The sequence below is a fragment of the Paraburkholderia sp. A1RI-2L genome (assembly GCF_048957375.1).
Classification (GTDB): domain Bacteria; phylum Pseudomonadota; class Gammaproteobacteria; order Burkholderiales; family Burkholderiaceae; genus Paraburkholderia.
In genome coordinates this window covers 1,767,413-1,781,105 of record NZ_JARBTA010000001.1, presented here as the reverse complement: position 1 = coordinate 1,781,105, position 13,693 = coordinate 1,767,413, and the positions used below count along the sequence as shown (strand labels likewise).

The 13,693-nt window shown below is 63.3% G+C and carries 12 protein-coding genes; 9 read left to right on the top strand and 3 right to left on the bottom strand.

Annotated elements, in window-relative coordinates:
• Nucleotides 1-17 precede the first annotated feature (17 nt).
• Nucleotides 18-455 (bottom strand): DUF3619 family protein, encoded by a 438-nt coding sequence (locus PWP93_RS08255; RefSeq protein ID WP_421044092.1) that lies wholly within the window; start codon nt 453-455, stop codon nt 18-20.
• Nucleotides 452-1,015, bottom strand: a complete 564-nt coding sequence (locus PWP93_RS08250) for an RNA polymerase sigma factor (protein ID WP_213300244.1) — start codon at nt 1,013-1,015, stop codon at nt 452-454. The genes PWP93_RS08255 and PWP93_RS08250 overlap by 4 nt, the downstream gene beginning before the upstream one ends.
• A 426-nt stretch (nt 1,016-1,441) precedes the next feature.
• Between PWP93_RS08250 and PWP93_RS08245 the strand changes: the two genes are divergently transcribed.
• The 6 genes from PWP93_RS08245 (at nt 1,442) to PWP93_RS08220 (ending at nt 8,530) form a co-directional block, all read left to right on the top strand.
• The gene (locus PWP93_RS08245) at nt 1,442-3,217 is read left to right on the top strand and encodes an acetolactate synthase 3 catalytic subunit (protein ID WP_421045039.1); all 1,776 of its coding nucleotides are present in this window, start codon (nt 1,442-1,444) and stop codon (nt 3,215-3,217) included.
• Between the two features lie 115 nt (nt 3,218-3,332).
• Nucleotides 3,333-3,824, top strand: a complete 492-nt coding sequence (ilvN, locus tag PWP93_RS08240; RefSeq protein WP_028226244.1) for an acetolactate synthase small subunit — start codon at nt 3,333-3,335, stop codon at nt 3,822-3,824.
• Between the two features lie 108 nt (nt 3,825-3,932).
• Nucleotides 3,933-4,979 (top strand): ketol-acid reductoisomerase, encoded by a 1,047-nt coding sequence (gene ilvC / locus PWP93_RS08235; protein WP_421045038.1) that lies wholly within the window; start codon nt 3,933-3,935, stop codon nt 4,977-4,979.
• Nucleotides 4,980-5,116: 137 nt separating this feature from the next.
• Nucleotides 5,117-5,770 (top strand): phosphatidylserine decarboxylase, encoded by a 654-nt coding sequence (locus PWP93_RS08230; RefSeq protein WP_035534386.1) that lies wholly within the window; start codon nt 5,117-5,119, stop codon nt 5,768-5,770.
• Between the two features lie 11 nt (nt 5,771-5,781).
• On the top strand, nt 5,782-6,660 hold the full coding sequence (gene pssA, locus PWP93_RS08225) for a CDP-diacylglycerol--serine O-phosphatidyltransferase (RefSeq protein ID WP_421023549.1): 879 nt from the start codon (nt 5,782-5,784) through the stop codon (nt 6,658-6,660).
• 325 nt (nt 6,661-6,985) lie between these two features.
• Nucleotides 6,986-8,530, top strand: a complete 1,545-nt coding sequence (locus PWP93_RS08220) for a 2-isopropylmalate synthase (protein ID WP_421044091.1) — start codon at nt 6,986-6,988, stop codon at nt 8,528-8,530.
• 133 nt (nt 8,531-8,663) lie between these two features.
• Here PWP93_RS08220 and PWP93_RS08215 read toward each other — a convergent pair whose 3' ends face one another.
• Nucleotides 8,664-9,134: a hypothetical protein gene (locus PWP93_RS08215; RefSeq protein ID WP_421045037.1), complete on the bottom strand. Its 471-nt coding sequence runs from the start codon at nt 9,132-9,134 to the stop codon at nt 8,664-8,666.
• 247 nt (nt 9,135-9,381) lie between these two features.
• On the opposite strand from PWP93_RS08215, the gene PWP93_RS08210 reads away from it, so the two are divergent.
• From PWP93_RS08210 to pnp, 3 genes are all read left to right on the top strand, one after another.
• A complete protein-coding gene (locus PWP93_RS08210; protein WP_421045036.1) occupies nt 9,382-10,695 on the top strand; it encodes a branched-chain amino acid ABC transporter substrate-binding protein in 1,314 nt (437 codons plus the stop codon).
• A gap of 147 nt (nt 10,696-10,842) precedes the next feature.
• Entirely contained in the window at nt 10,843-11,112 is a 270-nt protein-coding gene (gene rpsO / locus PWP93_RS08205; RefSeq protein WP_027795476.1) for a 30S ribosomal protein S15, read from the top strand.
• Nucleotides 11,113-11,456: 344 nt separating this feature from the next.
• On the top strand, nt 11,457-13,604 hold the full coding sequence (pnp, locus tag PWP93_RS08200; RefSeq protein WP_421044090.1) for a polyribonucleotide nucleotidyltransferase: 2,148 nt from the start codon (nt 11,457-11,459) through the stop codon (nt 13,602-13,604).
• Nucleotides 13,605-13,693: the final 89 nt, after the last annotated feature.

The following is a 13,693-nucleotide window of genomic DNA, read 5'->3' as shown; positions in this document are numbered from 1 at the left end:
CCCGTGAATCCCCCGCTTCAGTGCGCGCGCGACAGGTACGCGTTGAACCCGTGGTCGAGGTAGGCCGTGAGCGGTAGATCGTCGCTCAGCATGGCCGCGTCGATATCGGCGAGTTCCGCGGTACGTTGTTGGTCTTCGAAGTACGCAATGGCGAACAGCCCCGCCACCAGTGCCGCGAGCGGCCAGGCGAGTGCGAAGCGCGCGAGCGCGGAACGCCGGCGGGGCGGATTGAGGCCGCCTTGCGCGGCGCCGGGAAGCGTGCCGGCGCCCGCGGCCGCCAACGACGGCACGCGCACGAACACCGGTTGCTCGGCTTTCTTGCGGCTCAGCGCGACCTTGCGGGCAGCAGCGAGACGGGCGGTAGTGGCAGCGGGCAGGCCTGCGGCGCTTTCGTCGAGCGCGCGGCGCATTGCCTGCACGAATTCTGTTTCTTTATTGTCAAGGGCGGAGCTCATAGCGTGATTCCTTTGGCCTTGAGCGCTTGAGCCAGCGTGTGGGTGGCCCGCGAACAGTGCGTTTTCACGCTCCCTTCGGAACAGCCCATGGCGGCGGCGGTTTCGGCGACATCCATATCTTCCCAGTAACGCATCAGAAACGCTTCTCGTTGACGTGCCGGTAATTTCTGGACCTCTTCGTCGATCAGGTTGAGCACCTGCGCGCGCTCGATCTGCTGCTCGCTGCTTTCCGCGCCTGCCGAACCCGACTCGGCCTCGAAGGTTTCGAGGATGTCGAATTCCTCATCCTCGGCATTGCCGAGCGAGGAGAAGAGACTTACCCAGGTATTGCGCACCTTCTGCCGACGGAAATAGTCGTGCATGGTGTTCTGCAGGATGCGCTGGAACAGCAGGGGCAGTTCGGCGGCGGGCCGGTCTCCGTACTTTTCCGCGAGCTTGATCATCGCGTCCTGCACGATATCGAGCGAGGCGTCGTCGTCGCGCACGGCGTAGACCGTCTGCTTGAACGCGCGTCTTTCGACGCCCGCCAGGAAGTCGGCGAGTTCCTTGTCTGATGCCATCCGTTGCAGGGCGCCGCCACCAGCGTACGCGTAATCGTTCGAAAAATGTCGTAAAACTCGCGGATGCTAGCAAATTTTCAGGCCGTTCGGGTAGCCCATGGCCGGTCCGCTGCGTCAAGTCACCGTGGCGGATGCCGTGCGGGCACTACTCGCACACGGCCCGGCGGGGCCCGCTGTGCATCGGCCCGCGAGCGGGTTGGGCCTGCGCGCAACATTTATGCCCGATACGCGCGAAAGTTCCAGGAATTGCTTGACCAAACAATGACTAAACGATATCGTCGATGGTTCGCAACATAAGTGACTTGTCTCAATTCAGGTGTGGCCCATGAGGCTCATCTGTCAACTGGACGCGCCGCTTGAACCCGAGCCACAAGCCCGGCAGAGAGCACCCGATCAAATTTTTGCCGAAATTTCGAAAGGTGAATGATGAATATGCCCAGCGCGGAATTCTCCACGTCGGTCCCCCCCTCGCAAGAATCTGACTCCCAAGCTCATACGTCCATCGGCGGAACCGTGCTGATGAAGGCGCTCGCCGACGAGCAGGTCGAATTCATTTGGGGCTACCCCGGCGGCTCGGTACTTTACATTTACGACGAGCTGTACAAGCAGGACAAGATCCAGCACGTTCTCGTGCGCCACGAACAGGCAGCCGTGCATGCGGCCGACGCCTACGCGCGTTCGACCGGCAAGGTCGGCGTGTGCCTCGTGACCTCGGGACCTGGCGTCACCAATGCGGTGACGGGCATCGCGACGGCCTACATGGACTCGATCCCGATGGTGATCATCAGCGGCCAGGTGCCTACCGCCGCGATTGGTCAGGACGCCTTCCAGGAGTGCGACACGGTCGGCATCACGCGTCCCTGCGTGAAGCACAACTTCCTCGTGAAGGACGTGCGCGACCTTGCCGCCACCGTCAAAAAAGCTTTCTACATTGCGCGCACCGGCCGTCCCGGCCCCGTGCTGATCGACATTCCGAAGGACGTGTCGAAGACGCCGTGCGCGTATGAACCGATCAAAAACGTCGCGCTGCGCTCGTACAACCCGGTCACCAAGGGCCATTCGGGGCAGATCCGTAAGGCGGTTTCGCTGCTCCTCTCGGCCAAGCGTCCGTATATCTACACCGGCGGCGGCATCATCCTCGCTGATGCGTCGCGCGAACTGAACCAGTTCGCCGACCTGCTCGGCTACCCGGTCACGAACACGCTGATGGGTCTGGGCGGCTACCGCGCGAGCGACCGCAAGTTCCTCGGCATGCTCGGCATGCACGGCACCTACGAAGCCAATATGGCGATGCAGCACTGCGACGTGCTGATCGCGATCGGCGCTCGCTTCGACGACCGCGTGATCGGCGACCCGCACCACTTTGCTTCGCGTCCGCGCAAGATCATTCATATCGACATCGACCCGTCGTCGATCTCGAAGCGCGTGAAGGTCGATATCCCTATCGTCGGCGACGTGAAGGAAGTGCTCAAGGAGCTCATCGAGCAGCTTCAGCACGCCGAGCACGGCCCCGATACGGCGGCCCTCGCCGATTGGTGGAAGGACATCGAAGGCTGGCGCGAGAAGAACTGCCTGAAATTCGACCGCTCGAGCGACATCATCAAGCCGCAGTACGTGGTGGAAAAGGCGTGGGAGCTCACGGGCGGCAACGCGTTCGTGTGTTCGGACGTGGGCCAGCACCAGATGTGGGCCGCGCAGTTCTATCGCTTCAACGAGCCGCGCCGCTGGATCAACTCGGGTGGCCTCGGCACCATGGGCTTCGGCCTGCCGGCGGCGATGGGCGTGAAGATGGCGCATCCCGACTCCGACGTGCTGTGCATCACGGGCGAAGGCTCGATCCAGATGTGCATTCAGGAGTTGTCGACCTGCAAGCAGTACGACACGCCCGTGAAGATCATTTCGCTGAACAACCGCTACCTCGGCATGGTTCGCCAGTGGCAGCAGATCGAATACAGCAAGCGCTATTCGCATTCATACATGGATGCGCTGCCTGACTTCGTGAAGCTCGCCGAAGCGTATGGCCACGTCGGCATGCGGATCGAAAAGACGGCTGATGTGGAGCCGGCGCTCAAGGAAGCGCTGCGCCTGAAGGACCGCACGGTGTTCCTCGATTTCCAGACCGACCCTTCCGAAAACGTCTGGCCGATGGTACAGGCCGGCAAGGGCATCACCGAGATGCTGCTCGGCTCGGAAGACCTCTAACGGTATTTGCACGGCGCCGCACCAACCTCGCGCGGCGCGCGTCCACACAACGGGCGTGCGGGTTCGCGGGGAAGGGCGGCAGCCTCGTCAAACTGGATAATTCGCGGATCACATCATGAGACACATCATTTCCGTTTTGCTGGAAAACGAGCCGGGCGCGCTCTCGCGCGTGGTCGGCCTCTTCTCCGCACGCGGCTACAACATTGAAACCTTGACGGTGGCGCCGACCGAAGACCGTTCGCTGTCGCGCATGACCATCGTTTCCATTGGCTCGGACGACGTGATCGAACAGATCACGAAGCATCTGAACCGCCTGATCGAGGTGGTGAAAGTGGTCGACCTGACCGAGGGCGCCCACATCGAGCGCGAGCTGATGCTGATCAAGGTCAGGGCGGTCGGCAAGGAACGCGAGGAGATGAAGCGGATGGCGGACATTTTCCGCGGCCGTATCATCGACGTCACCGAAAAGACTTATACGATCGAACTGACGGGTGCGAGCGACAAGCTCGACGCGTTCATCGAAGCGATCGACGCCGCTGCGATTCTCGAAACCGTTCGTACGGGCGGCTCGGGCATCGGGCGCGGAGAGCGCATTCTGAAGGTGTGACCCCCGATCTTTTTTTGCGGGTTTGTCGGATCATGCACCGCAACTCGACCGGGTGCCGAGCGCAAGAGCGACGCATCCGGTGCAGCGCAAGCTGATAGCAATACCGAAATTCATCAAGTATCTCGCCAAGGAACCAACATGAAAGTTTTCTACGACAAGGACGCCGATCTCTCCCTCATCAAGGGCAAGCAGGTCACGATCATCGGTTACGGCTCGCAAGGCCACGCCCACGCGCTGAACCTGAAGGAAAGCGGCGTGAACGTCACGGTCGGTCTGCGCAAGAACGGCGCATCGTGGAGCAAGGCTGAGAACGCCGGCCTGCAGGTCAAGGAAGTGGCCGAAGCGGTGAAGAACGCCGACGTCGTCATGATGCTGCTGCCCGACGAGCAGATCGCCGACGTCTACGCGAAGGAAGTTCACGCGAACATCAAGAACGGCGCAGCGCTCGCGTTCGCTCACGGCTTCAACGTGCACTACGGCCAGGTGATCCCGCGCGCGGATCTGGACGTCATCATGATCGCGCCGAAGGCGCCGGGCCACACGGTTCGCGGCACCTACTCGCAAGGCGGCGGCGTGCCCCACCTGATCGCTGTCCACCAGGACAAGTCGGGCGCGGCGCGTGACATCGCTCTGTCGTACGCGGCAGCGAACGGCGGCGGCCGTGCCGGCATCATCGAAACGAACTTCCGCGAAGAAACCGAAACCGACCTGTTCGGCGAGCAAGCCGTGCTGTGCGGCGGTACGGTCGAGCTGATCAAGGCTGGCTTCGAAACGCTGGTGGAAGCGGGCTACGCGCCGGAAATGGCGTACTTCGAGTGCCTGCACGAACTGAAGCTGATCGTCGACCTGATCTACGAAGGCGGCATCGCGAACATGAACTACTCGATCTCGAACAACGCCGAGTACGGCGAGTACGTGACGGGCCCGCGCGTCGTCACGGAAGAGACGAAGAAGGTCATGAAGGACGTCCTCAAGGACATCCAGACCGGCGAGTACGCGAAGAGCTTCATTCTCGAGAACAAGGCCGGCGCGCCGACACTGCAGTCGCGCCGCCGCCTCGGCGCCGAGCACCAGATCGAAGTGGTCGGTGCCAAGCTGCGCGCGATGATGCCGTGGATCGCCGCGAACAAGCTCGTCGACCAGTCGAAGAACTGATCTGACGGAGCCGTTCTGGTCGTGCGTGCGGATTGCCGCATTGCACGACGCCCGGTATCAAAGAAAGCCGCCCAGGTGGGATGAACCCTGGGCGGCTTTTGTTATGCTACGGTTTTTAAAATAACAGCGAAGCCACCATGAATTACCCTCATCCGATCATCGCGCGCGAAGGCTGGCCGTTCATCGCCATTGCGGCCGTCGTTGCGCTCCTGATCCATGCGGTCGCAGGCTTCGGTCTCGCATGGCCGTTCTGGCTGATCCTGATCTTCGTCGTCCAGTTCTTCCGCGATCCGCCGCGCCCGATTCCCACCCAGGCCAATGCCGTGCTGTGCCCGGCCGACGGCCGCATCGTTGCGGTCGAAACCGCACACGACCCGTACGCCAACCGTGAAGCGCTCAAGATCAGCGTGTTCATGAATGTGTTCAACGTGCACTCGCAGCGCTCGCCCGTGGACGGCGCCGTCGCGAAGGTCGAGTACTTCCCGGGTGCGTACCTGAACGCCGCCATCGACAAGGCCTCGACCGAAAATGAGCGCAACGCAGTCGTCCTGACGATGGCCGACGGCACGACCGTCACCTCGGTGCAGATCGCCGGCCTCATCGCGCGCCGCATTCTCTGCTACGTGCGCGCCGGCGAACCGCTCTCGCGCGGCCAGCGCTACGGCTTCATCCGCTTCGGCTCGCGCGTGGACGTGTATTTGCCGGTTGGCAGCCGTCCGCGCGTGTCGATCGGCGAAAAGGTGTCCGCTTCGTCGACGATCCTCGCCGAACTGCCGACGCAATCGGCATAAGGAGGGCAGCGATGGCCGGATTTAAACCGCGTCGACCCCGCAATCCCGCTGGCGCGCCGCTGCCGCGCCCGTTTCGCCGCAACAAGGCGGTGGTTCAGGATCCCGTGGGCCTTGCCGCGAGCCGTCGTGCCGCGCGCCAGGACTTCCTGAAAAAGCGCGGCATCTACTTGCTGCCCAATGCGTTCACCACCGCGGCGCTGTTTTGCGGCTTCTTCGCGGTCGTGCAGGCCATGAACGTGCGCTTCGAGGTGGCGGCCATCGCCATTTTCGTGGCGATGGTGCTCGACGGCATGGATGGGCGTGTCGCGCGCATGACGCACTCGCAGAGCGCGTTCGGCGAGCAGTTCGACAGCCTTTCGGACATGGTTTCGTTCGGCGTCGCGCCCGCGCTCGTGATGTACGAGTGGGTGCTCAAGGATCTCGGGCGCTGGGGCTGGCTCGCGGCATTTGTCTACTGCTCGGGCGCCGCACTGCGTCTTGCGCGCTTCAACACCAATATCGCCGTGGTGGACAAGCGCTTCTTCCAAGGCATGCCGAGCCCGGCTGCGGCGGCCCTGATCGCGGGCTTCGTCTGGCTCGCCACCGACAACCGCGTACCGGTGAAGCTTTCGTGGCTGCCCTGGACCGCCTTCGCGCTGACGATCTATGCGGGCGTGACGATGGTTTCGAACGCGCCGTTCTATAGCGGCAAAGCGCTCGATGTAAGGCATCGCGTCCCATTCGCGGCCACGCTGCTCGTGGTAGTGGCGTTCGTGCTCGTGTCGTCCGATCCGCCATTGATGCTGTTCGGCCTCTTCGTGCTCTACGGACTTTCGGGCTATGTGTTCTGGGCCTGGCAGGGCGTGCGCGGGCGCACGAACCCGGCGCGTTCTTTGCCGCGCGAGCGGTAGGGCGCCTGACTCCAGGCAAGCCTTGGGCAAACGTATGAAGGGCCGCGCACGAGCGCGGCCCTTTTAATTCGCTTCCCGGAGCCGTGGGCCCTTGCCAATTGCGCTATCGGTGGAATCCGGCTATAGTCGCCGACATGGACACCATCCTGTTCCCCTTCTTCTCCCTTCAAGCCGGCGCGCGACTAAGCACGCTAGCGCTAGCGCGCCTGCCGCGCTGATCTCGCTCGCCCTCCGTAAGCCTCGTTCATTGTCAGCGTCGCCCACGGTGGCGCGAACACCCAAAATCCGTTTTTAGACACTGAACAAGTCCCCCTGGAGACCCGAAATGGCAGCAGACAAGCTCATCATTTTCGATACGACGTTGCGTGATGGCGAGCAATCGCCCGGTGCGTCGATGACGAAAGAAGAGAAGATCCGCATCGCGAAGCAACTCGAGCGCATGAAGGTCGACGTCATCGAAGCGGGCTTTGCGGCCAGCTCGAACGGCGACTTCGACGCGATCCACACGATCGCCGGCATGATCAAGGACAGCACCATCTGCTCGCTCGCCCGTGCGAACGACAAGGATATCCAGCGCGCCGCCGACGCGCTCAAGCCCGCCGATCACTTCCGGATCCACACGTTCATCGCCACCTCCGCGCTGCACATGGAGAAGAAGCTGCGCATGTCTCCCGAGCAGGTGCTCGAACAGGCGAAGCTGGCCGTGCGCTTCGCGCGAAAGTTCACGAACGACGTGGAATTCTCGCCCGAAGATGGCAGCCGCTCGGACATGGACTTCCTGTGCCGCGTGATCGAATCGGTGATCGCCGAAGGCGCGACCACGATCAATATCGCCGATACAGTGGGCTACGGCATTCCGGAGCTTTACGGCAACCTCGTCAAGAAGCTGCGCGAGCGCATTCCGAATTCGGACAAGGCGGTGTTCTCGGTGCATTGCCACAACGATCTCGGCATGGCCGTCGCCAACTCGCTCGCCGGCGTGCAGATTGGCGGCGCGCGTCAGGTGGAGTGCACCATCAACGGTCTGGGCGAGCGCGCGGGCAACACCTCGCTCGAAGAAATCGTCATGGCGGTAAAGACCCGCAAGGACTACTTCGGCCTGGAGCTCGGCCTCGACACCACGCAGATCGTGCCGGCCTCGAAGCTCGTTTCGCAGATCACCGGCTTCGTGGTGCAGCCGAACAAGGCCGTGGTGGGCGCGAACGCGTTCGCGCATGCGTCGGGCATCCATCAGGACGGCGTGCTCAAGGCGCGCGACACGTACGAAATCATGCGCGCGGAAGATGTGGGCTGGACCGCGAACAAGATCGTGCTCGGCAAGCTGTCGGGCCGCAACGCGTTCAAGCAGCGCCTGCAGGAACTCGGCATTGCGCTCGAGAGCGAAGCTGAGCTCAACAGCGCGTTCGCGCGCTTCAAGGAACTGGCCGACCGCAAGGCCGAAATCTTCGACGAAGACATCATCGCGATCGTGACCGAGGAGTCGGCGGAAGCGCAGGAGAAGGAGCACTTCAAGTTCATTTCCCTCGCGCAGCACTCGGAGACGGGCGAGCGCCCGCACGCTCGTGTGGTGTTCTCGGCGGACGGCAAGGAAGTGACCGGCGAAGCCGCGGGCAATGGCCCGGTGGACGCCACGCTCAACGCCATCGAAACCGAAGTGGGCAGCGGCTCGGAACTGCTGCTGTACTCGGTCAACGCAATCACGACGGGCACCCAGGCGCAGGGCGAAGTGACCGTGCGCCTCTCGAAGGCAGGCCGCATCGTCAACGGCGTGGGAACCGATCCGGATATCGTTGCCGCCTCGGCGAAGGCTTATATTTCGGCGCTGAACAAGCTTTATTCGGGCGACAAGCTCAATCCGCAGCGTTCATAGGCGGTGCCAGCGCGGCGGGGGCGATTTGCCCTGCCTGCGCCGCGCCGCCCAAATGACAAGCCCCCGTGCTCGTGTGAGCGCGGGGGCTTTGTCTTGCAGGGTTGCTGGCGATGCGCGGCGACCGCTTGCGGACTTAGAACACGCTGCGCCGGTCGGGATCGTGAAGCGGATCGGGGGTCTTTTGTGTGAGCCGCAGAATGCCCTGGTCGTCGAAATAGAAGCTGTAGAGCATGTACCAGACGCCGTCTTCGAGGTAGCGGTAGGTCCAGGCATCGCGCTTCATCAGCGGGAAGTAGGCGGTTTCTACCGGACGGCCGAAGTTCACGAGCACATCGGTGCGCGTCCATTTGCCGATCTCGGCTTTGTAGAACTCGTTGGGTTGCAGCACCTGGCGCACGCTCTGCACCTTGCCGCTGGCGTCGATGTCGGCGGCGACGGTGGTTTCGCCCATCGGCTGGGTGGGCCACATCAGGCGCTTGCCGCCGTTGGGGAGATCGTAGACTTCGCGCGGCGGGCCGAAGCGGGCAACCACGGCCTGTGCGTCGTCGCCCGCGTGAAATTGCTGCCACGGCTGCACGCAGGCGGCGAGTGCGAGCGCGCCCATGCTGGCGGCGAGCGCGCGGAACGTGGCGCGCGGCAGCCGCGCGGCGATGGCGGATGAAAAGCGCTTGAGCATGAAGTCCCTCATGGACACGTGCGCGATGGACGCCGTGCGGATTCGAAGCTGGGTTCGAATTGTCTGGAACCGTTATTTTGACACGTTGGGATCGCGATGGCTTGCCGGGGTGCGCATGGGCGTCCTATGATCCGCGCTTCACATGAACAGGGTCATGGACGAAGAGGGCGGGCGCATGAAGTCATGCATCAAGACACGATGGACGCGCGCGAAGGCGGCGCTGGCGGCGACAGGGTTGGGCGTGGCGCTGGCGGCGGCTGGCGCGCATGCGGCGAGCGCACCAGCGCCTGCTGGGCAGCCGATCCAGCTCGCGCTGATCGAAGGCATGTCCGGACCGTTCGCGGACGCGGGTGCGGCCGTCGAGCGCAATCTGCGTTTCGGCTTCGAGCGCGTGAATGCGCGCGGCGGCGTCACGCTGGCCGATGGGCGTCATCCGCTCGAACTGGTGGTCCTCGACAGCAAGGGCAGCACCGAGGCAGCGTTGATGCAGCTGCGTGCGGCGGCGGATCGCCATATCGGCTTCATCCTGCAGGGCAACAGCTCGGCGGTGGCGGCGGCGCTCGTCGCGGCGATCGATCGCCAGAACGCGCGCGCGCCCGATAATCGCGAACTCTTCCTCAACTATTCGGCCGACGATCCCGCACTCACCAACGCGAATTGCAGCTTCTGGCACTTTCGCTTCGACGCGCACGCGGGCATGCGCATGGAGGCGCTCGCGGACGTGATCGCCGCCGACAAATCGGTGAGGAAGGTCTACCTGCTGAATCAGGACTACAGCTTCGGCCACGATGTGAGCACGCTCGCGCGCGCGGCGCTGGCAAAGCAGCGCCCGGACATCGCCGTGGTGGGCGACGAGTTTCATCCGATCGGCCGGGTGAAGGATTTCGCGCCTTATGTCGCGAAGATTCGCGCGGCGGGTGCGGATGCGGTCATCACCGGAAATTGGGGCAGCGATCTCACGCTGCTCGTGAAGGCCGCGCGCGAACAGAGGCTCGACACCCGGTTCTACACGTTCTACGGCAACAGTCTCGGCGCGCCGGCGGCGCTCGGCGAGGCCGGCGTCAAGCGCGTGATCGCCGTGGCCGACTGGCATCCGAACGCGGGCGGCGCGGGCTCCGACGGGTGGTATGCGGCGTTCCGGGCCCGCTATCAGGCACCGCAGGACGACTATCCGGTGCTGCGCATGAGCATGCTCGTGGAGATGCTCGCCCAGGCCATGACGAAGGCCGGCTCGGCGCAGCCGGAAGCGGTCGCGAGGGCGCTCGAGGGCATGCGCTACGCGGGAGACGAAAGCAGCTTCCATCCGATGTGGATGCGCGCCGAGGATCATCAGATGATCCAGCCCCTTTACGTGATGCAGATGGACAAGCAGGGCGCGCCGGGTGTGCGCTACGACAACGAGGGGTCGGGATACGGCTTTCGCACGGTGCTGACGCTGTCGGCGGAACGCACGGTGCCGGCGACGGTCTGCAAGATGAAGCGTCCCTGAACCGGGCCCGCGCAGGCCGTGCTCGCGGCGAATCGGGCCTGTGCTACAATGCGCGTCTTGTCGTGATTTACGGCAAGACAGCAATAGTCACAACCACGGCACGGCCATTCTTCCGTGACCGCTTGTTTGTTTTAAAGGAAAAGCAAAATGTCCGTAGCAGATATCAAGAAGTCCGACATCGTCGCGCAATTCGCGCGTGGCACCGGTGACACGGGTTCGCCTGAAGTCCAGGTTGCCCTCCTGACGTCGCGTATCAACGAACTGACCGGCCACTTCAAGTCGCACGCGAAGGATCACCACAGCCGCCGCGGTCTGCTGCGCATGGTGAGCCGCCGCCGCAAGCTGCTCGACTACCTGAAGGGCAAGGACGCAGATCGTTACCGCGCACTGATCGAGAAGCTGGGTCTGCGCAAGTAATCGCAAGGTCTTGCCGAAAGATGCCTGTGTCAGTTCCACTGATGCAGGCATTTTGTTTTTGAACGGTCCGCTTCATGCGATGCGCGCCGGATAGCAGTACGAAGCAGCAACCATAGCGGTAAAAGCAGCAGTAAGAGCAGCAGGGCCGGGCCTCGGGGCAGAGCTTTGTGTCATTCCATCGAATCGTGCGACAACACGTCGTAGACGCGCCGCGTCATCGTCGCATCCGCGCGGTCCGCTGGAATGGCATAACACTCCTCTACCTGCGCGGTGCCGGATTCTGTCTTGCCGTGTCGCCCGCGTGTGCGGGCGATGCATAACAAATGAGTAAGGAGTGAGTGACCATGACCATGTTCAATAAAGTCGTGAAGGAATTCAAATGGGGCCAGCACAATGTGCGCCTCGAAACCGGTGAAATCGCCCGTCAGGCGAGCGGCGCCGTCATCGTCGACGTCGAAGACACCGTGGTGCTCGCGACCGTCGTTGGCGCCAAGACCGCGAAGCCGGGTCAGGACTTCTTCCCGCTCACCGTCGACTACATCGAGAAGACCTATTCGGCCGGCAAGATTCCGGGCGGCTTCTTCCGCCGCGAAGGCCGTCCGTCGGAAGGCGAGACACTGATCTCGCGCCTGATCGACCGCCCGCTGCGCCCGCTTTTCCCGGAAGGCTTCTACAACGAAGTCCAGGTCGTGATCCACGTCCTGTCGATCAACCCGGAAATCCCGGCTGACATCCCTGCGCTGATCGGCGCGTCGGCTGCACTGGCGATCTCGGGTCTGCCGTTCAACGGTCCGGTTGGCGCCGCACGCGTTGCTTACATCAACAACGAATACGTGCTGAACCCGACGCGCGCGCAGATCAAGGACTCGCGTCTCGACCTCGTCGTGGCCGGTACCGAGCGCGCCGTGCTGATGGTGGAGTCGGAAGCCGACCAACTGCCGGAAGACGTGATGCTCGGCGCCGTGGTGTTCGGCCACGAGCAGATGCAAACGGCCATCGACGCAATCCACGAACTGGTGCGTGACGGCGGCAAGCCCGAGTGGGACTGGCAGCCGGCGCCGAAGGACGAAGCGCTCATCGCGCGCGTCACGGCCATCGCCAACGACAATCTGCTCGCCGCATATCAACTGCGCGACAAGCAGCAACGCTCGACCAAGCTGAAGGAAGTCTACGCAGCAACGTCGGCGAAGCTCGAAGAAGAAGCGGCTGCGGCCGGCACGACGGCGGCCGACAAGGCGACGGTCGGCAACATCATTTTCGACCTCGAAGCGAAGATCGTCCGCTCGCAGATCCTTAACGGCGAGCCGCGCATCGACGGCCGTGACACGCGCACCGTGCGCCCGATCGAGATCCGCACCGGCGTGCTGCCGCGTACCCACGGTTCGGCGCTCTTCACGCGCGGCGAAACGCAGGCGCTGGTCGTCGCGACGCTCGGCACCAAGGGCGACGAGCAGATCATCGACGCGCTCGAAGGCGAGTACCGCGACCGCTTCATGCTCCACTACAACATGCCCCCGTTCGCGACCGGCGAAACGGGCCGCGTGGGTTCGCCCAAGCGCCGTGAAATCGGCCACGGGCGTCTGGCCAAGCGCGCGCTCGTCGCGTGCCTGCCGAGCGCCGAAGAGTTCGGCTACTCGATCCGCGTGGTCTCGGAAATCACCGAGTCGAACGGTTCGTCGTCGATGGCTTCGGTGTGCGGCGGCTGCCTCGCGCTGATGGACGCCGGCGTGCCGATGAAGGCGCACGTCGCGGGTATCGCGATGGGCCTGATCCTCGAAGGCAACAAATTCGCTGTGCTGACCGACATCCTCGGTGACGAAGATCACCTCGGCGACATGGACTTCAAGGTTGCGGGCACGGAAGCTGGCGTGACCGCGCTGCAGATGGACATCAAGATCCAGGGCATCACCAAGGAAATCATGCAGGTCGCCCTCGCGCAAGCGAAGGAAGGCCGTATGCACATCCTCGGCAAGATGACCTCGGCGGTGTCGGGCGTGAACACGGAACTGTCGGCCTACGCTCCGCGCATGATCACCATCAAGATCAACCCGGAGAAGATCCGCGACGTGATCGGCAAGGGCGGTTCGGTGATCCGCGCGCTGACCGAAGAAACCGGCACGACCATCGACATTTCGGACGACGGCGTCGTGACCATCGCTTCGACCTCGAGCGAAGGTATGGCCGAAGCGAAGAAGCGCATCGAGAACATCACGGCTGAAGTGGAAGTGGGCCAGGTGTACGAAGGCGCGGTCCTCAAGCTGCTCGACTTCGGCGCGATCGTGAACCTGCTGCCGGGCAAGGATGGCCTGCTGCATATTTCCGAAATCGCCAACGAGCGCATCAAGGACATCAACGACTACCTGAAGGAAGGCCAGATCGTGAAGGTCAAGGTCATCCAGACGGACGAGAAGGGCCGCGTGCGCCTGTCCGCCAAGGCGCTGCTCAACGAAGCAGCCGCTAACGGCGCACCGCAGGGCGAGCCGCAGCAGTAAGGCGGATTGCTGAAACGGCCGGCACGCGATGAGCGCGCCGGCCGTTTTTTTATGAGAATGTGAGATTGAGGTTTACGCCCTACGGAGAC

What these genes read in the sequence shown, in the direction of transcription:
- PWP93_RS08255 (WP_421044092.1), bottom strand. Translation starts at nt 455, where the DNA reads ATGAGCTCCGCCCTTGACAATAAAGAAACAGAATTCGTGCAGGCAATG.
- PWP93_RS08250 (WP_213300244.1), bottom strand. Translation starts at nt 1,015, where the DNA reads ATGGCATCAGACAAGGAACTCGCCGACTTCCTGGCGGGCGTCGAAAGA.
- PWP93_RS08245 (WP_421045039.1), top strand. Translation starts at nt 1,442, where the DNA reads ATGAATATGCCCAGCGCGGAATTCTCCACGTCGGTCCCCCCCTCGCAA.
- ilvN (WP_028226244.1), top strand. Translation starts at nt 3,333, where the DNA reads ATGAGACACATCATTTCCGTTTTGCTGGAAAACGAGCCGGGCGCGCTC.
- PWP93_RS08230 (WP_035534386.1), top strand. Translation starts at nt 5,117, where the DNA reads ATGAATTACCCTCATCCGATCATCGCGCGCGAAGGCTGGCCGTTCATC.
- pssA (WP_421023549.1), top strand. Translation starts at nt 5,782, where the DNA reads ATGGCCGGATTTAAACCGCGTCGACCCCGCAATCCCGCTGGCGCGCCG.
- PWP93_RS08220 (WP_421044091.1), top strand. Translation starts at nt 6,986, where the DNA reads ATGGCAGCAGACAAGCTCATCATTTTCGATACGACGTTGCGTGATGGC.
- PWP93_RS08215 (WP_421045037.1), bottom strand. Translation starts at nt 9,134, where the DNA reads ATGGGCGCGCTCGCACTCGCCGCCTGCGTGCAGCCGTGGCAGCAATTT.
- PWP93_RS08210 (WP_421045036.1), top strand. Translation starts at nt 9,382, where the DNA reads ATGAAGTCATGCATCAAGACACGATGGACGCGCGCGAAGGCGGCGCTG.
- rpsO (WP_027795476.1), top strand. Translation starts at nt 10,843, where the DNA reads ATGTCCGTAGCAGATATCAAGAAGTCCGACATCGTCGCGCAATTCGCG.
- pnp (WP_421044090.1), top strand. Translation starts at nt 11,457, where the DNA reads ATGACCATGTTCAATAAAGTCGTGAAGGAATTCAAATGGGGCCAGCAC.